Origin of the sequence: Lentzea sp., assembly GCF_035525475.1 — a bacterium.
Lineage (GTDB): Bacteria > Actinomycetota > Actinomycetes > Mycobacteriales > Pseudonocardiaceae > Lentzea.
In genome coordinates, this window is sequence record NZ_DATLEC010000023.1 from 21,612 (window position 1) to 38,470 (window position 16,859).

Here is a 16,859-nt window from a genome sequence, read left to right on the forward strand (position 1 = left end):
CATGGAGTCGTATCCAGCCAAACGGTCGCACCTTGCGCCAAACGGCGTATCGCGGCGGATGAGCGGTTGTGACGTCAACCACGCCTACGGCTGCGGTGGCCCCTGAGGAACAACCGCGTGCATGCCCGTGTTGAACGGTCTGGCAAACTAAACGGTCGAGTCCGGCTCCGGTTCACCCGTTCACCAACAGGGACCCGGCGGCCTTCCTTGAAAGGGACAAGATCTTGAAGACTGGAATTCACCCGGAGTACACCACCACCGAGGTGTCGTGCAGCTGTGGCAACAGCTTCACCACCCGCAGCACCACCTCGGCGTCCGAGGTCCGCGTCGAGATGTGCTCGAACTGCCACCCGTTCTACACGGGCAAGCAGCGCATCCTGGACACCGGCGGTCGCGTCGCGCGCTTCGAGGCGCGGTACGGCAAGCGCAACAAGTAGCTGCTTCCACGGCGCCTGATCCCGGCAACCACGCCGGGGTCAGGCGCCGTTTGCCGTCTTTGCAGACCACCCAGAGGAGCCGAAGACCGTGTCGCAGTCGCTGGACAGCCTGCTCGCCGAGTACGACGAGCTCGAGAAGACGCTCGCTGACCCCAGCGTGCACGCTGACCAGGCGGGGGCGCGCAAGCTCGGCAAGCGGTACGCCCAGCTCGGTCCGATCGTGCAGACGGCCAGGGAGATCGAGCAGGCGAAGAGCGACATCGGGGCGGCGAAGGAGCTCGCGGCCGAGGACAGGTCGTTCCAGAGCGAGGTCGAGCAGATGGAGGAGCAGCTCTTCGAGCTCGAGGAGAAGCTCTCCGAGCTGTTGCTGCCGCGTGACCCGCACGACGGGGACGACGTGGTGCTGGAGATCAAGTCCGGTGAGGGCGGCGAGGAGTCCGCGCTGTTCGCCGGCGACCTGCTGCGCATGTACACGCGGTACGCCGAGCGTCACGGGTGGAAGGTCGAGATGCTCGACGGCACCGACTCCGACCTGGGCGGGTTCAAGGACGTCACGGTGTCCATCAAGACCAAGAGCGCCACGCCCGACGGGGTGTGGAGCCGGCTGAAGTGGGAGGGCGGCGTGCACCGCGTGCAGCGCGTGCCCGTCACCGAGTCGCAGGGGCGCATCCACACCTCCGCCGCGGGTGTCCTCGTCTTCCCGGAGGCCGAGGAGACCGCCGAGGTCGAGATCGACGAGAAGGACCTGCGCATCGACGTCTACCGGTCGTCCGGCAAGGGCGGCCAGTCGGTCAACACCACCGACTCCGCGGTCCGCATCACCCACCTGCCGACCGGCATCGTCACCTCCTGCCAGAACGAGCGCAGCCAGCTGCAGAACAAGGCCCGCGCCATGCAGGTCCTCCAGAGCCGCCTCGTGGCGCTCGCCGAGGAGCAGAAGGCGCAGGAGCAGTCGGACGCCCGGCGCACGCAGATCCGCACCGTGGACAGGAGTGAACGGGTGCGGACCTACAACTTCCCCGAATCACGCATCTCCGATCACCGGGTCGGGTACAAAGCGCATAACCTGGACGCGGTGCTGGACGGCGACCTCGACGCCGTGGTGGACGCGCTGGCCGCCGCTGACCGGGCGGAACGGCTCGCAGGCGGGTAATCCGACGTGAGAGGGGCGCGTTGTGGCCGAGATCCTGGTGAAACCTCAGAGCGCGCCCTTGGACCATCCAGTCGACGTCCAGGTCGCGGGCCTGAAGCCGGGCCAGTCGATCACGGTCCAGCTGTCCACCGGCGACCGCGCCTCCCGCGCCGTCTTCGAAGCCGATGACCGCGGTCTCGTCGACCTGACGAGGCACGCGCCGCTCGAGGGCGGCTATCGCGGCGTCGACCCGATGGGGTTGTTCTGGTCGCTCGAACGCACCGGCGGCAAGGCCGGGCCCACTGTGCTCTCGGTCGGGGGAGTCGGTGACCGCGTGCTCGAGCGCCTCACCCTCCCCGAGGGCGTGGAGCGCCAGGAGGTCCGGGAGAACGGGCTGGTGGGCACGCTCTTCGCCCCCGAGGACGACGGTGGCGAGCTGCCGGGCGTGATCGTGCTCAGCGGCTCCGAGGGCGGCATCCACGAGGCTGACGCGGCGTTGCTGGCCGCGCACGGGTTCGTGACGTTCGCGCTGGGCTACTTCGGCATGAAGGGCCTGCCGGAGAACCTGGTGGACATCCCGCTGGAGTACTTCGGCAAGGCCATCGACTACCTGTCGGAGCGGGCGGGGGAGATCGGTGTCCTCGGCGGCTCGCGCGGCGGTGAGCTGGCGTTGCTGATCGGCTCCACGTTCTCGCAGGTCAAGGCGGTTGTCAGCGTGGTGGGCAGCGGTGTGGTGACGCAGGCCATCGGGCCCGGCGCGAACCTGCTGCAGAAGCTCTCCTACGAGGCGGCGTCGTGGACGCTCAAGGGCGAGCCGCTGCCGTACCTGCCCTACCACGTGGGCGACGAGCTGCGGTCGAAGATCGTCAACGGCGAACCGGTGCCGCTGCGGCTCGCGTTCGACCTGACCGACGGCATCCCGGAGGCCGCCGAGATCCCCGTCGAGAGGATCTCCGGGGGTGTGTTGCTCATCTCGTCCGGCCAGGACGACAGCTGGCCGGGCGCGGAGCTGAGCGAGGTCGCCCTGCGGCGGCTGAAGGACCACGGCCACCGGTTCCCGCACGAGCACGTCGTGTATCCCGAGGCAGGACACCTGATCGCGGGCCCGCCGCACCGTCCGGCCACCGACGTGACCTATCCGGGGCCTGGTGTCACCTTCTCGGGTGGTGGTGTTCCGCACGCCACGGCGCACGCGCAGGCGGACGCCTGGAAACGGACGGTTGAGTTCTTGCAGGAGCAGCTCGGGACCTAGGGTGTGCTTATGAGCGCACACTTTGATGTCGTCGTCGTGGGTGCGGGTCCCGGCGGGTACGTCGCCGCGATCCGTGCGGCTCAGCTCGGGCTGAAGACCGCCATCGTCGAGGAGAAGTACTGGGGCGGCGTCTGCCTGAACGTCGGCTGCATCCCGTCGAAGGCACTGCTGCGCAACGCCGAGCTGGCGCACCTCTTCACGCACGAGCAGAAGACGTTCGGCATCAAGGTCGACGGCACCGTCAGCTTCGACTACAGCGCGGCGTGGCAGCGCAGCCGCAAGGTCGCGGACGGGCGCGTCAAGGGCGTGCACTTCCTCATGAAGAAGAACGGCATCACCGAGTACAACGGGTGGGCCAGCTTCACCGACGACCACACGCTGACCGTCGGGGACGAGACGATCACCTTCGGCCACGCGATCATCGCCGTGGGCGCCACGACCCGGATGCTGCCCAACACGCAGAAGTCCGACCGCGTCGTGACCTACGAAGAGCAGATCATGACCGAGGACCTGCCCGAGTCGATCATCATCGCCGGAGCGGGCGCCATCGGCGTCGAGTTCGCCTACGTGATGCACAACTACGGCGTGAAGGTCACCATCGTCGAGTTCCTCGACCGGATGGTGCCGCTGGAGGACGAGGAGGTCTCCGCGGAGCTCCTCAAGCGCTACAAGAAGCTGGGAGTCGACGTGCGCGTCGGCACCCGCGTCGAGTCGATCGACGAGTCGGGCCCGAAGGTCCGCGTCACCGTGTCGAAGAACGGCGCGGAGGAGGTCCTCGAGGCCGACAAGGTCATGCAGGCCATCGGTTTCGTGCCGCGCGTCGAGGGCTACGGCCTCGAGAACACCGGCGTGAAGCTGACCGAGCGCGGCGCGATCGACATCGACGGCCGCGGCCGCACGTCCGTCCCGCACATCTTCGCCATCGGCGACGTCACCGCGAAGCTGATGCTCGCGCACACCGCCGAGTCGATGGGCATCATCGCCTCCGAGACCATCGCGGGTGCCGAGACGATGGAGCTCGACTACGTGATGATCCCGCGGGCGACGTTCTGCCAGCCGCAGATCGCGTCCTTCGGCTACACCGAGAAGCAGGCCCGCGAGAAGGGCTTCGACGTCCAGGTCTCGAAGTTCCCGTTCACGGCCAACGGCAAGGCGCACGGCCTCGCCGAGCCCGGCGGGTTCGTGAAGCTGATCAGCGACGGCAAGCACGGCGAGCTGCTCGGCGGCCACATCATCGGCCCCGAGGCGACCGAGCTGCTGCCCGAGCTCACGCTGGCGCAGCAGTGGGACCTCACCGTCCACGAGGTCGCGCGCAACGTCCACGCGCACCCGACGCTGAGCGAGGCCGTCAAGGAAGCGGTGCACGGCCTGGCCGGGCACATGATCAACTTCTGAGGTCCGCCCTGATGATGAACCGGCAGCCGCTCCGCCTCGCCGTCTCCGAGGCGGCCAAGATCCTCGCCGACGCGGGGGTCGACAGCCCGCGCGTCGACGCGGAGTACCTGGCCGCGCACGTGCTCGGCGTGGAACGGGGCCGGCTGCCGCTCATCCCGCTGGTCGACCCGCCGGTGATCGACCAGCTGCACAAGCTCGTGCGGACGCGCGCCTCGCGCATCCCGTTGCAGCACATCCTCGGCTGGGCCCCGATGGGCGCCATCACGGTCGAGGTCGGGCCCGGCGTGTTCGTGCCGCGGCCCGAGACCGAGCTGCTGATGGAGTGGGGCCTGAAGGCTCTCGCCGGCGTCACCTCGCCCGTCGTCGTGGACCTGTGCACGGGAACGGGCGCGCTGGCGTTGTCGATCGCCCATGCCAGGCCCGACGCGGTGGTGCACGCGGTGGAGATCGACCCGCAGGCGCTGTCGTGGACGCGCCGCAACGCCGACGCGCGGGTCGCCGCCGGTGACACGCCGATCCGGCTGCACTTCGGCGACGCCACCGACCCGTCGCTGCTGTCCGATCTGGACGGTCAGGTGGACCTGGTGGTGTGCAACCCGCCCTACGTGCCGGAGGGAACCCCCGTGCAGCCCGAGGTGGGCGAGCACGACCCGCACCGCGCGGTGTTCTCCGGCGAGGACGGGCTGGACGTGATCCGGCACGTGGTGTCGGCGGCCGCGCGGTGGCTCGAACCCGGTGGTGCCGTGGGGATCGAGCACGACGACACGCAGGGCGAGTCCGTGCCGGCGCTGCTGTCCGCGCGCCGGGTGCTCACGGACGTCGCCGACCACACCGACCTGGCGGGACGGCCGCGGTTCGCGACGGCCCGCAGGGTCGCTCCCTAGAACAGCGCGTCGAAGGCCTTCGCCAGGTCCCTCATCTGCTCGCCGAGACCCCGGTCCGCCAGCCCCTCCATCAGGTGGTCCGTGACGTCCCTGCTGGGCCTGGGTTTCCGCGCCTCGATCCTCAGGTCGTCCACCGCCTCGATGGTCGACGTCGGCGCCTTGCCGTCGTCGAGGTCCTCGCGCAGCTCGTCGAGGAGCCGCAGCACGGCGGCGACGTCCTGGATGCGTCCGATGTGGACGCCGCTGGTCCTGGCGCGTTCACTCATGAGCGCTCCTCCGGATTGCCGCGTGCGGCACGAGCGCGATGATCACGGCCGCGGGTCCTGCGCCGCTGCTCTCCCGCTCGTACCCTTCGCAGGAGCGCCTGCTGGAGGTGCTGGCGGCGCCGAGCCCTTCCGTGAACTCGAAGAGCACGAAGGTAAGCGCCATCGCGCCGGCGACCGAGCCGAGCCCGAGCGGCCGCCGCACGTGCGGCGACGAGCCCGGTCCGGTTCTCCCGCCGGCCGGTCGCACCCCGGTCGCGGCGACCGGCAGCCACCGCGCGAGCGGCATCGCGCTCGCGGCGAAGAGCGGAACCGGCGCCCGCGACACCGCGCCGCGCGAGCGCGGATTCGGTCCGGCGGCCTCCGCGAGGTACTCGCGCACGGTCGAATCCGCGAACTCCTCGTCTCGGTGAGCGGCTCCGCAGGGGAAGCGGGTGGTGTCGTCGCGCAACTCCGGAGATTCTTTTCCTTTCGTCGCGGCGAGAGTTGACATTGTCCTGTCCACTTTCTGTCATTGAATTGAGCACCAGGTGTTTGCGCTGGTCAGGGACGGGATGAGACAACGGGCTTACGTGTATTCCATTCTGTCGGTGGCACGATAGTGGTGTCGGATCGGAATGGGTGCCGGGTGGAGTTGTCAAATCCTGGTCAATAACGCGACGTTCAACCGCCGTGGGGCCGAATGGACGTAGGTTCGCCCCGGGGAGGGCACGCGGTCACGCGCTTCGAGGAACCGCCGCCTCGCGCGTGACCGCGTGTACGCCCGTTCGAGGGTGCGTCGCCCCCTCGCGAGTCCCTTAAGGCAGGCCTTGCGCCACCCGGTCGGGACGGCTGACTAGGCTCAGCGAGGTGAGCACGGTCTACGACTGCAGCGAACCGGACAATCGCGCGGCGGGACTTGCCGCTGCCGCCGGCGCGGTGCGCAGCGGGCGCCTCGTCGTCCTGCCCACCGACACCGTCTACGGGATCGGCTGCGACGCGTTCGACGCCGAAGCCGTCCGGAGTCTTCTCGACGCCAAGGGGCGCGGTCCCGACATGCCCGTGCCGGTGCTGGTCGGCTCCTGGACCACCATCGACGGGCTGGTCCTCAGCGTCCCGCGGCAGGCGCGGGCCCTCATCGAGGCGTTCTGGCCCGGCGGGCTGAGCATCGTGCTGCCGCACGCGCCGAGCCTGGCGTGGGACCTGGGGCAGACGCGCGGCACCGTCATGTTGCGCATGCCGTTGCACCCGGTGGCGCTCGAGTTGCTGCGCGACGTCGGCCCGATGGCCGTGTCCAGCGCCAACCGGACCGGGCACGCGCCCGCGGCCAGCGCGCGGGAGGCCCTCGACCAGCTCGGCGACGCCGTGCCCGTGTACCTGGACGGCGGGTTGAGCGGCGAGAACATCGCCTCGACCATCGTCGACCTCACCGGGCCCGACGCGCTGATCCTGCGCGAGGGCGCGGTCAGCAAGGCACAGGTCGACGAGGTGCTCGGCATCGAGGTGGACGTCGCGCGGTAGTGCGCGGCTGCCAGAATTGATCATGGCGCCGCGGGTACCGTGGCGAGCACCCCGAACAACCCCCGATTGATTGGTAGGCCCGTGGGGCCCGCATCCTCGTTCGTCCTTCCCGTGCGCGAGTACCTGCTCGTCGCGCTGATCGCCGCCGTCGTGACGTTCCTGCTCGTAGGCCTGGTGCGCGCCATGGCGTTCCGGCTCGGGGCAGTGGCCTATCCGCGGCAGCGCGACGTGCACGTGCAGCCGATGCCGCGCATGGGTGGTGTCGCCATCTACGGCGGCGTGCTGTGCGGCATGTTCGTGGCGCACCAGCTGCCGGTGCTGCGGGCGGCGTTCGACTTCTCGAACGACCCGTGGGGCGTCATCGTCGCGGGCGGCGTCATCGTGCTCGTGGGCGCGATCGACGACAGGTTCGAGCTCGACTCGCTCACCAAGCTCGCGGGTCAGGTCACGGCGGCGGGCATCCTGGTGCTGTTCGGTCTGCAGTGGATGATCGCGTGGGTGCCGTGGGACGGCGGCGCGACCATCTCGCTGGACCAGAACCAGGGCGCGCTGCTGACCGTGCTGCTCGCGGTCACCATGATCAACGCGATGAACTTCGTCGACGGCCTGGACGGCCTGGCCGCCGGCATCGGCCTCATCGCCGCCGCGGCCACGTGCGCGTTCTCCATCGGACTGCTGGTCGAACGCCAGGGCGCCGTCGAGGCCTACCCGCCCGCGCTGATCGCCGCCGCGCTCGCCGGCGCCTGCCTGGGCTTCCTGCCGCACAACTTCAACCCGGCGCGCATCTTCATGGGCGACTCGGGCTCCATGCTCATCGGCCTCATGCTCGCGGCCGCCACGACCAGCGCCTCCGGCAAGATCAACCAGGCCACCGGCAGCGCCGCGGACCTGCTCGGTCTGCTCTCGCCGCTGATCGTCGTCGCCGCCGTGCTGTTCGTGCCGCTGCTCGACCTGCTGATGGCGATCATCCGCCGCACCCGGCGCGGCGAGAGCCCGTTCTCGCCGGACAAGATGCACCTGCACCACCGGCTGCTGGAGATCGGGCACTCGCAGCGCAGGGCGGTGCTGCTCATCTACCTGTGGGCCGGCGTGCTGGCGTTCGGCGCGGTGGCGCTGACGTTGTTCGACCCGATCATCGTGGCGACCTGCTTCGTCATCGGGCTGATCGTGACGTTCGTGGTGTCGGTGATCCCCCGGCTGAGGGAAGCCCGCAAGTCCTGAATTGCCGCCCGGCGTTGTTTGGATCCGCTTAACCGCCGTTAACCCAGGGCTGCCTGCGAGCGCCGAGTGGCGAGTTCCTACACTTCGGGACATGAGCGACGCGGACAAGGCCGTCACGCACGAGCTGACCGTCCAGCGGCTCGCCGGGGAAATGTTCCGCGCGGCGGCCTGGGCCGCACTCGGCACGTTCGTCCTCGGCGTCGTCGTGTCAACGGTGATCTGGGGGACCGCTGGTCTCGCCGGGTCATTGATCGGCGGTGCGATCGCGATCGTGTCGAGCCTCGCCACGCTGTTGTTGATGCGCAAGACCGCGGCGCTCGACCCGATGTTCGTGATGGTCGCCGCTCTCGGCGGATTCATGGGCAAGCTGATCGTGCTGCTGCTCGCGGTGGTGCTGCTGCGCGGCCAGGACTGGCTCGAACCCAAGGCACTGGGAATCACCCTGGTGGCGACGTTGCTCGTGACGTCGTTCTTGGAGGCCAGAGCGTCCAGGCGCAGCCGTAGCCAGATGGTCGTCCCCGCCTCAGAAGGCGCCTAGACCTGCTGATATGGTCCGCGCAGACCAGGGACACCCGATATCAGGGGTGCCTCTGGTAGTCGCTTGCGAACCGTAAGGTACGTTAAGTCCAGATCGTGACGATTCCCCCGGCGGAGTGAACGCCGGCCGGGAGAACCGGAAGGAACACAGTGACCAAGTTGCTGGCTTCGGGGAGTGAGTTCGTCGCTCCCGGTGTGAAGGACTTCTTCCTCCCGCCGATCTTCGGCTCGGTCACGAAGCCGATGGTCCTGCTGGTGCTCTCGATCGTGATCATCGGTGTCTTCTTCGTCGCGGCCACCCGCAACCTGAAGCTGATCCCGGGCAAGTTCCAGTTCGCCGCCGAGTCGCTTTACGACTTCGGGCGCAACAACATCGCCAGGGAGCAGATCGGGGCGAAGGACTTCAGGCCCTTCATCCCGCTGATCCTCACGATCTTCACCTTCGTCCTGGTGAACAACCTGTTCGGGCTCATCCCGATCGTCCAGTTCCCGACGATGTCGCACATCGGCTTCCCGCTCGCCGTTTCGTTGTTCGTCGTTTACCCGGTGTACCACTTCGTCGGGTTCAAGCGGCACGGCTTCGTGGGTTACTTGAAGCACCAGACGGTTCCGCCGGGCGCACCGTGGTTCGTGCTCCCGCTGCTGATTCCGATCGAGTTCTTCCAGAAGTTCATCCTGAACCCGCTCACGCTCGCGATCCGAGTTTTCGCGGCAATGTTCGCGGGGCACCTCCTGCTGCTGGTGTTCACCCTGGCTGGTGAGTTCCTGCTGCTGAACGGCGGGCTGACCGTCATCGTGGCGCCGGTGTCCTTCGCCTTCGCCATCGCGCTGACCTTCCTGGAGGCACTGATCATGTGCCTGCAGGCCTACATCTTCGCGCTGCTGTCTGCCAGCTACATCGGCATGGCGCTGGCAGAAGAGCACTGAGAAACAGCAAAAGCCTCCGATCCGCGAACTCTCTCGCGGACCGAGTTGGAAAGGGAACAGCAACAGTGAGCGCTCTCCAGATCGCCCAGGACGCCGCCAACATCAACCCGGGTCTTGCGGCCATCGGTTACGGCCTCGCCGCCATCGGCCCCGGCATCGGCGTCGGTCTGATCTTCTCCTCGGTCATCAGCGGCACCGCCCGCCAGCCGGAGGCCCGCGGCGTGCTGCTCGGCCTCGCGTGGACCACCTTCGCCATCGTCGAGGTCCTCGCGCTGATCGGCTTCGTCGTGTACTTCATCGCGACTGCCTGACCGAATCCTGATCGCGTTAGGAGAAACCGTGATGGACACCCTCATCCTGGCTGCTGCGGAGGAGGGACCGGTCAACCCGGTCCTCCCGCACACCTCGGAGATCATCCTCGGTCTCGTCGCGTTCCTGCTCCTCTTCTTCGTCATCAAGAAGTTCGTGTCGCCGCGCTTCGAGGCGCTGTACGCGGAGCGGACGGCCAAGATCGAGGGTGGCATCGAGAAGGCGGAGCAGGCCCAGGCCGAAGCTCAGCGCACTCTCGAGCAGTACAAGGAGCAGCTGGCCGAGGCTCGCGCCGAGGCCGCGCGCATCCGCGACGACGCGCGGGCCGAGGGTCTGCAGATCGTCGAGGAGCTGCGTGAGCAGGCGCAGGCCGAGTCCGCGCGCATCGTCGCGCAGGGCCAGCACCAGCTCGACGCCCAGCGCGCCCAGATCGTCGCGGAACTGCGCGCCGACCTCGGCCGCACCGCTGTCGAGCTGGCGAGCAAGGTCGTGGGCGAGTCCCTCGAGGACGAGTCCCGCCGCCGCGGCACCGTCGACCGCTTCCTCAACGAGCTGGACGCCGTCGCGGCGCCGGCGAGCAAGTAGAGGCAGCCGATGACGTTGCATGCCGCAAGTCGTGAAGCTCTGGCAGCCGCGGAACTGCGGCTGCTGGAGCTGGCCGACGCCACCACGTCGACGGAGGACCTGGCCAAGCTCGGCGGGGAGCTCTTCGCCGTGCTCGACCTGCTGGCCGGGCAGCGCTCGCTGCGCGGCGCGCTGGCGGACGCCTCGTCCGAGGCCGCCGGTCGTGAGCAGCTGCTCCGCGGTCTGTTCGCCGGCAAGGTGAGCGACGCGACCCTGCAGGTGCTCACCGCCGTCGTGACCTCGCGCTGGTCCAGCCCGCGCGAGCTCGTCGACGGTGTCGAGTCGCTCGCCCGCACCGCGCTGCTGGTGCGTGCCGAGCGCGACGGCCAGCTCGACTCGACCGAGGACGAGCTCTTCCGCCTCGGCCGCATCGTCGCTGGTTCGAACGAGCTCGAGCTGCTGCTGGCGGACCCCGCCGGTGACGCCTCCGGCAAGGTCGCGCTGGTCGGCTCCCTCATCGAGGGAAAGGTCAGCCCGGTCACCAAGACGCTGGTGGACCAGCTGGTGCGCAACCCGCGTGGGGTGCGTGTGGCGGACGGGCTCTCCGAGCTCGCCGACCTGGCGGCCAAGCGCCGTCAGCGTTCCGTCGCGCACGTCCGGTCCGCGGTGGCGCTGACCGCGGAGCAGGTCGACCGCTTGACCGCGACGCTGACCACGATCTACTCGCGCCCGATCGCCCTGCACGTGGAGGTCGACCCCTCTCTGGGCGGCGGCCTCTCGATCAAGATCGGCGACGAGATCATCGACGGAAGCATCGCCGGCCGGTTGGCGGCACTGCGCCGCAATCTCGCCAGCTAGCCCCCGAGCCCTTTCCCAAGAACGAAGAAGTGAGAGCAGGAACGACATGGCGGAGCTGACGATCTCGTCGGACGAGATCCGCAGTGCGATCGAGAAGTACGTCTCGAGCTACTCCCCGGAGGTCAGCCGGGAAGAGGTCGGTACCGTCTCCGAGACCTACGACGGCATCGCCATCGTCGAGGGCCTTCCGGGCACGATGACCAACGAGCTGCTCGAGTTCCCCGGCGGCGTCCTCGGCGTCGCGCTGAACCTCGAGGTCCGCAACATCGGTGCGGTCATCCTCGGTGACTTCGACAAGATCGAAGAGGGCCAGGAGGTCCGCCGGACGGGCAAGGTCCTGTCCGTGCCGGTCGGCGACGGCTTCCTCGGTCGTGTCGTCAACCCGCTGGGTCAGCCGATCGACGGTCTCGGCGACATCGTCGCGGACGACACCCGCGCCCTGGAGCTGCAGGCCGCGTCCGTGCTGCAGCGCCAGCCGGTGTCCGAGCCGATGCAGACCGGCATCAAGGCCATCGACGCGATGACCCCGATCGGCCGCGGTCAGCGCCAGCTGATCATCGGCGACCGCAAGACCGGCAAGACCGCGGTCTGCATCGACACGATCATCAACCAGAAGAAGGCCTGGGAGTCGGGCGACCCCCAGCAGCAGGTCCGCTGCGTGTACGTCGCCATCGGCCAGAAGGGCTCCACCATCGCGGGCGTCAAGACCGCGCTGGAGGAGGCGGGCGCACTCGAGTACACGACGATCGTCGCCGCCCCCGCTTCTGACTCCGCCGGCTTCAAGTGGCTGGCGCCGTACACCGGCTCCTCCATCGGCCAGCACTGGATGTACCAGGGCAAGCACGTCCTGATCATCTTCGACGACCTGACCAAGCAGGCGGAGGCGTACCGCGCGATCTCGCTGCTGCTGCGCCGCCCGCCGGGCCGCGAGGCCTACCCCGGCGACGTCTTCTACTTGCACTCGCGTCTCCTCGAGCGTTGCGCGAAGCTCTCGGACGACCTCGGCGGCGGTTCGATGACGGGTCTCCCGATCATCGAGACCAAGGCGAACGACGTGTCGGCGTACATCCCGACCAACGTCATCTCCATCACCGACGGTCAGTGCTTCCTCGAGTCCGACCTCTTCAACGCCGGTGTCCGCCCGGCCGTCAACGTGGGTATCTCCGTCTCCCGCGTCGGTGGTGCCGCGCAGATCAAGGCGATGAAGGACGTCGCGGGCTCGCTGCGCCTCGACCTGTCGCAGTTCCGCGAGCTGGAGGCCTTCTCCGCGTTCGCGTCCGACCTCGACGCCGCGTCGCGCGCCCAGCTGGACCGCGGTGCTCGTCTGGTCGAGCTGCTCAAGCAGGGCCAGTACTCGCCGGTCCCCGTCGAGGAGCAGGTCGTCGAGATCTTCGCCGCGACCAAGGGCCACCTGGACGACGTCCCCGTCGGTGACATCCGCCGGTTCGTCGCCGACTTCAAGGACTCGCTGCGCCGCAACCACGCGGACGTGCTGAGCAGCATCGTCGAGACCAAGAAGTTCCCCGAGGACTCGCAGAAGCGCGTTGCCGCCGCCGTCGCCGAGTTCAAGAAGCAGTTCACCGCTTCGGACGGCACGACGATCGTCAACGAGGCGCCCGAGAAGGCGATGGACGCCGACAAGGTCGCCCAGGAATCGGTGAAGCTCCACAAGCCCGAGCCCACCAAGAAGTGATCTGAGCCATGGGCGCACAGATTCGGGAGCTCCGCCAGCGGATCCGAACGGTCAACTCGACCAAGAAGATCACGAAGGCCTACGAGCTCATCGCCACGTCTCGCCTCGCCAAGGCGCAGACCAGGGTCGCGGCCTCGCGTCCCTACGCGGACGAGATCACGAACGTGCTCTCCGCGTTGGCCGAGGCCTCGGCGAACCTCGACCACCCGCTGCTGACGGAACGCAAGAACCCGAAGCGCGCCGCTGTCCTGGTCGTGACCAGTGACAAGGGCATGTGCGGTGGCTACAACGCCAACGTGCTCAAGGCGGCCGAGCAGCTGATCGAGCTGCTCAGGTCCGAGGGCAAGGAGCCGGTGCTGTACGCGACCGGCCGCAAGGCGATCGGGTACTACAACTTCCGCCGCCGCGAGGTCACCGCCTCGTGGAGCGGGTTCTCGCAGACCCCGCACTACGTCAACGCCGTCGAGGCGGGTGACGCGCTGGTGGAGGCGTTCCTGGAGGGCACGGAGAACGGTGCGCAGGGCGTGGACGAGATCCACGTCGTGTACACGGAGTTCAAGTCCATGCTCAGCCAGACGCCGACCGCCAGGCGGATCGCGCCGATGGACGTCGAGTACACCGGTGAGACCCCCAAGGGGCCGCGCGCGGTGTACGACTTCGAGCCCAGCGCGCAGGCGCTGCTCGGTGCGATGCTGCCCAAGTACGTCAAGACCCGGCTGTTCTCCGCGTTGCTGGAGGCGGCGGCGTCGGAGTCGGCGGCACGCCGCACGGCCATGAAGGCAGCGACGGACAACGCGACGGAGCTCGTCCGCAACCTCAGCCGGGCAGCGAACTCGGCCCGTCAGGCCCAGATCACCCAGGAGATCAGCGAGATCGTCGGTGGCGCCTCCGCGCTTACCGGTGGCGCAGGAAGTGATGACTGACATGAGTGTTACTGCCACCACCACCCGCACCGGTCGTGTGGTCCGGGTGATCGGTGCGGTCGTCGACGTGGAGTTCCCGCGTGGCGCCGTGCCGGAGCTGTTCAACGCCTGCCACGCGGAGATCACCTTCGAGGCCGTCGCCAAGACGCTGACCCTCGAGGTCGCGCAGCACCTCGGCGACAACCTGGTCCGCTGCATCTCGATGCAGCCGACCGACGGTCTCGTCCGCGGCACGACCGTGACCGACACCGGTGCCGCGATCTCGGTGCCGGTCGGCGACGTCGTCAAGGGCCACGTCTTCAACGCCCTCGGTGACTGCCTCGACGTGCCCGGCCTCGGCCGCGACGGCGAGCAGTGGGGCATCCACCGCAAGGCGCCCGCCTTCGACCAGCTCGAGGGCAAGACCGAGATCCTCGAGACCGGCATCAAGGTCATCGACCTGCTCACCCCGTACGTCAAGGGCGGCAAGATCGGCCTGTTCGGCGGTGCGGGTGTCGGCAAGACCGTGCTCATCCAGGAGATGATCACCCGTATCGCGCGTGAGTTCTCCGGTACGTCCGTGTTCGCGGGCGTCGGCGAGCGCACCCGTGAGGGCACCGACCTCCTCCTGGAGATGGAGGAGATGGGCGTTCTCGGCGACACCGCCCTGGTGTTCGGTCAGATGGACGAGCCGCCCGGCACGCGTATGCGCGTCGCGCTGTCCGCTCTCACGATGGCGGAGTACTTCCGCGACGTGCAGAACCAGGACGTGCTGCTCTTCATCGACAACATCTTCCGGTTCACCCAGGCCGGTTCCGAGGTGTCGACCCTGCTGGGCCGCATGCCTTCGGCCGTGGGTTACCAGCCGACGCTGGCCGACGAGATGGGTGAGCTCCAGGAGCGCATCACCTCGACGCGTGGCCGGTCGATCACGTCGCTGCAGGCCATCTACGTGCCCGCGGACGACTACACCGACCCCGCTCCGGCGACCACCTTCGCCCACCTGGACGCGACGACGGAGCTTTCCCGTCCGATCTCCCAGAAGGGCATCTACCCGGCCGTCGACCCGCTGTCGTCGTCGTCTCGAATCCTCGAGCCGTCGATCGTCGGCGAGGAGCACTACCGGGTCGCCCAGGAGGTGAAGAGGATCCTGCAGAAGTACAAGGAGCTGCAGGACATCATCGCCATCCTCGGTATGGACGAGCTCTCCGAGGAGGACAAGGTCCTCGTCGGTCGCGCGCGTCGTCTCGAGCGCTTCCTCGGCCAGAACTTCATCGTGGCCGAGAAGTTCACGGGTCAGCCCGGTTCGTTCGTGCCGATCAAGGACACGATCGAGGCGTTCGACCGCGTGTGCAAGGGCGAGTTCGACCACTACCCGGAGCAGGCGTTCTTCTCCTGCGGCGGGTTGGACGACGTCGAGGCCAACGCCAAGAAGCTGGCTGGTAACTAAGTCCGGTTCTTCCTTCTGGGCCGTCTCTCCTTTGTGGAGGGGCGGCCCTTTTGGGTTCAGCGCAGGGGTCACCCTTGCCGAGTGGGTCGCGTTCCGGCGTGGTCCCGCGGGCAGTGTCGACGCCTGGTTGGTCATCGCCGCTTCGCGTCGATAGCGATTGGGGTACACCGCTTCCCAGCTGTTCACAGGGCTGTCCGGCTCGCTTCGCATCGCCCTTGGGCGTGCCCGGCAGGTACGCGCCTGGGCGTTTTCCCGCTTGGCCTTTCCGTTCAGTGGAAACCGGTCTCCCGTTCGTCGGTGCTCTCGCCGCACGATGCAGGGCAACTCAGCCTGTGCCTCGACGAGGAGGAGAGTGCGCGTGAACAAGTGGGTGCTGCCCCTGTGCTGGACTGCCGTCCTGCTCGACGGGTTCGACCTGGTGGTGCTCGGCACGGTGATTCCCGTGCTGTTGCAGGAGAAGCTGCTCACCACCGCGTCGGCCAGCGCTGTGTCCACGGCCGGGTTGGTCGGGATGATGCTGGGGGCCTTGGTCATCGGGACCGTCACCGATGTTGTCGGACGGCGCAAGGTGATGATCTTTGCCGTTGCCGGGTTCTCCGTGTTCACGTTGGCCTGTGCTTTTGCCCAGGATTCCACGACGTTCGGTGTGTTGCGGTTCTTGGCGGGGCTGGGGCTCGGCGGGTGCCTGCCCACTGCCATCGCGTTGGTGAACGAGGCTCGGCCTCAGCAGGGTGGGCGGGCCACCACGCTGATCATGACCGGGTATCACGTCGGGGCTGTCATCACGGCGTTGCTGGGGATCGTGCTGATTCCTGAGTTGGGGTGGCGGGCCCTGTTCGTGGCTGGGGCTGTGCCGGCGTTGGTGCTGATTCCGTTGATGGCCAAGTACTTGCCGGAGACCGCCGTGCGGAAGGCGCCTGCGTTGGAGGCGGTCGGGTCGTTGTTCAAGCCTGGGCTGCGGAAGGCGACTGTGGCCTTCTGGGGGGCGTCGTTCATGGGGCTGTTGCTCGTGTACGGGTTGAACACGTGGCTGCCGCAGATCATGCGCAGTGCCGGGTATGAGCTCGGGACGGCTCTGGCGTTGTTGCTGACGTTGAACATCGGTGCGGTTGCCGGGCTTCTCGTCGCGGGTGCTGTCGCCGACCGGGTTGGGATCAGGCCTGCGGCCATCGGGTGGTTCGCTGCGGCTGTGGTGTTCTTGGCGTTGCTCAGCATCAAGTTGCCTGGTGTTGGTGTGTACGTGGCCGTGTTCTTGGCTGGGTGCTTCGTGTTCAGCGCGCAGGTGTTGGTGTACGCGTATGCAGGGCGGGTCTACGAGGAGAACCGGGCCACCGGGATCGGGTGGGCCGCTGGTGTCGGGCGGTTGGGGGCCATCAGTGGGCCGTTGCTCGGTGGGGCCTTGTTGACGGCTGGGCTGGCGCATCCCTGGGGGTTCTACGCCTTCGCCGTTGTGGCGGCGCTCGGGGCCGTGGCCGTTGGCCTGGTCGGGCTGCGGGCGAAAACGGTCGTGTCGCGCGCTGGGTGATGGCATGGTC

At 68.2% G+C, this 16,859-nt stretch carries 18 protein-coding genes; 16 read left to right on the plus strand and 2 right to left on the minus strand.

Annotated elements, in window-relative coordinates; genetic code table 11:
* The first annotated feature begins 224 nt into the window (after nt 1–224).
* From rpmE to prmC, 5 genes are all read left to right on the plus strand, one after another.
* On the plus strand, nt 225–437 hold the full coding sequence (rpmE, locus tag VM306_RS02535; RefSeq protein ID WP_325510561.1) for a 50S ribosomal protein L31: 213 nt from the start codon (nt 225–227) through the stop codon (nt 435–437).
* 88 nt (nt 438–525) lie between these two features.
* Complete coding sequence (gene prfA, locus VM306_RS02540) at nt 526–1,590, plus strand: peptide chain release factor 1 (protein WP_325510562.1); 1,065 nt, start codon at nt 526–528, stop codon at nt 1,588–1,590.
* 58 nt (nt 1,591–1,648) lie between these two features.
* A complete protein-coding gene (locus VM306_RS02545) occupies nt 1,649–2,821 on the plus strand; it encodes an acyl-CoA thioesterase/bile acid-CoA:amino acid N-acyltransferase family protein (RefSeq protein ID WP_325510563.1) in 1,173 nt (390 codons plus the stop codon).
* A gap of 9 nt (nt 2,822–2,830) precedes the next feature.
* A complete protein-coding gene (gene lpdA, locus VM306_RS02550; RefSeq protein WP_325510564.1) occupies nt 2,831–4,216 on the plus strand; it encodes a dihydrolipoyl dehydrogenase in 1,386 nt (461 codons plus the stop codon).
* A gap of 14 nt (nt 4,217–4,230) precedes the next feature.
* Entirely contained in the window at nt 4,231–5,100 is an 870-nt protein-coding gene (gene prmC, locus VM306_RS02555; protein WP_325510624.1) for a peptide chain release factor N(5)-glutamine methyltransferase, read from the plus strand.
* Here the strand turns inward: prmC and VM306_RS02560 are convergent.
* Together VM306_RS02560 and VM306_RS02565 are read right to left on the minus strand one after the other, a co-directional pair.
* On the minus strand, nt 5,097–5,366 hold the full coding sequence (locus tag VM306_RS02560; protein WP_325510565.1) for a hypothetical protein: 270 nt from the start codon (nt 5,364–5,366) through the stop codon (nt 5,097–5,099). The genes prmC and VM306_RS02560 overlap by 4 nt on opposite strands.
* A complete protein-coding gene (locus VM306_RS02565) occupies nt 5,359–5,814 on the minus strand; it encodes a hypothetical protein (RefSeq protein WP_325510566.1) in 456 nt (151 codons plus the stop codon). The genes VM306_RS02560 and VM306_RS02565 overlap by 8 nt, the downstream gene beginning before the upstream one ends.
* A 398-nt stretch (nt 5,815–6,212) precedes the next feature.
* Here VM306_RS02565 and VM306_RS02570 point away from each other — a divergent pair, with 398 nt between their 5' ends.
* The 11 genes from VM306_RS02570 (at nt 6,213) to VM306_RS02620 (ending at nt 16,849) form a co-directional block, all read left to right on the plus strand.
* Complete coding sequence (locus VM306_RS02570; protein WP_325510567.1) at nt 6,213–6,863, plus strand: L-threonylcarbamoyladenylate synthase; 651 nt, start codon at nt 6,213–6,215, stop codon at nt 6,861–6,863.
* A gap of 81 nt (nt 6,864–6,944) precedes the next feature.
* Nucleotides 6,945–8,084 (plus strand): MraY family glycosyltransferase, encoded by a 1,140-nt coding sequence (locus tag VM306_RS02575; protein WP_325510568.1) that lies wholly within the window; start codon nt 6,945–6,947, stop codon nt 8,082–8,084.
* A 91-nt stretch (nt 8,085–8,175) separates the two neighbouring features.
* On the plus strand, nt 8,176–8,622 hold the full coding sequence (locus VM306_RS02580; protein ID WP_325510569.1) for a hypothetical protein: 447 nt from the start codon (nt 8,176–8,178) through the stop codon (nt 8,620–8,622).
* Between the two features lie 149 nt (nt 8,623–8,771).
* Entirely contained in the window at nt 8,772–9,548 is a 777-nt protein-coding gene (gene atpB / locus VM306_RS02585) for a F0F1 ATP synthase subunit A (protein WP_325510570.1), read from the plus strand.
* A gap of 65 nt (nt 9,549–9,613) precedes the next feature.
* A complete protein-coding gene (locus VM306_RS02590; protein ID WP_325510571.1) occupies nt 9,614–9,859 on the plus strand; it encodes an ATP F0F1 synthase subunit C in 246 nt (81 codons plus the stop codon).
* 31 nt (nt 9,860–9,890) lie between these two features.
* Nucleotides 9,891–10,442 (plus strand): F0F1 ATP synthase subunit B, encoded by a 552-nt coding sequence (locus VM306_RS02595; RefSeq protein WP_325510572.1) that lies wholly within the window; start codon nt 9,891–9,893, stop codon nt 10,440–10,442.
* Nucleotides 10,443–10,451: 9 nt separating this feature from the next.
* Nucleotides 10,452–11,279: a F0F1 ATP synthase subunit delta gene (locus tag VM306_RS02600; protein WP_325510573.1), complete on the plus strand. Its 828-nt coding sequence runs from the start codon at nt 10,452–10,454 to the stop codon at nt 11,277–11,279.
* Nucleotides 11,280–11,325: 46 nt separating this feature from the next.
* Nucleotides 11,326–12,972, plus strand: a complete 1,647-nt coding sequence (atpA, locus tag VM306_RS02605) for a F0F1 ATP synthase subunit alpha (RefSeq protein WP_325510574.1) — start codon at nt 11,326–11,328, stop codon at nt 12,970–12,972.
* Between the two features lie 8 nt (nt 12,973–12,980).
* Nucleotides 12,981–13,895: a F0F1 ATP synthase subunit gamma gene (locus tag VM306_RS02610; protein WP_325510575.1), complete on the plus strand. Its 915-nt coding sequence runs from the start codon at nt 12,981–12,983 to the stop codon at nt 13,893–13,895.
* Complete coding sequence (gene atpD, locus VM306_RS02615) at nt 13,888–15,324, plus strand: F0F1 ATP synthase subunit beta (RefSeq protein ID WP_325510576.1); 1,437 nt, start codon at nt 13,888–13,890, stop codon at nt 15,322–15,324. The genes VM306_RS02610 and atpD overlap by 8 nt, the downstream gene beginning before the upstream one ends.
* A 358-nt stretch (nt 15,325–15,682) precedes the next feature.
* Entirely contained in the window at nt 15,683–16,849 is a 1,167-nt protein-coding gene (locus tag VM306_RS02620; RefSeq protein ID WP_325510577.1) for an aromatic acid/H+ symport family MFS transporter, read from the plus strand.
* Nucleotides 16,850–16,859: the final 10 nt, after the last annotated feature.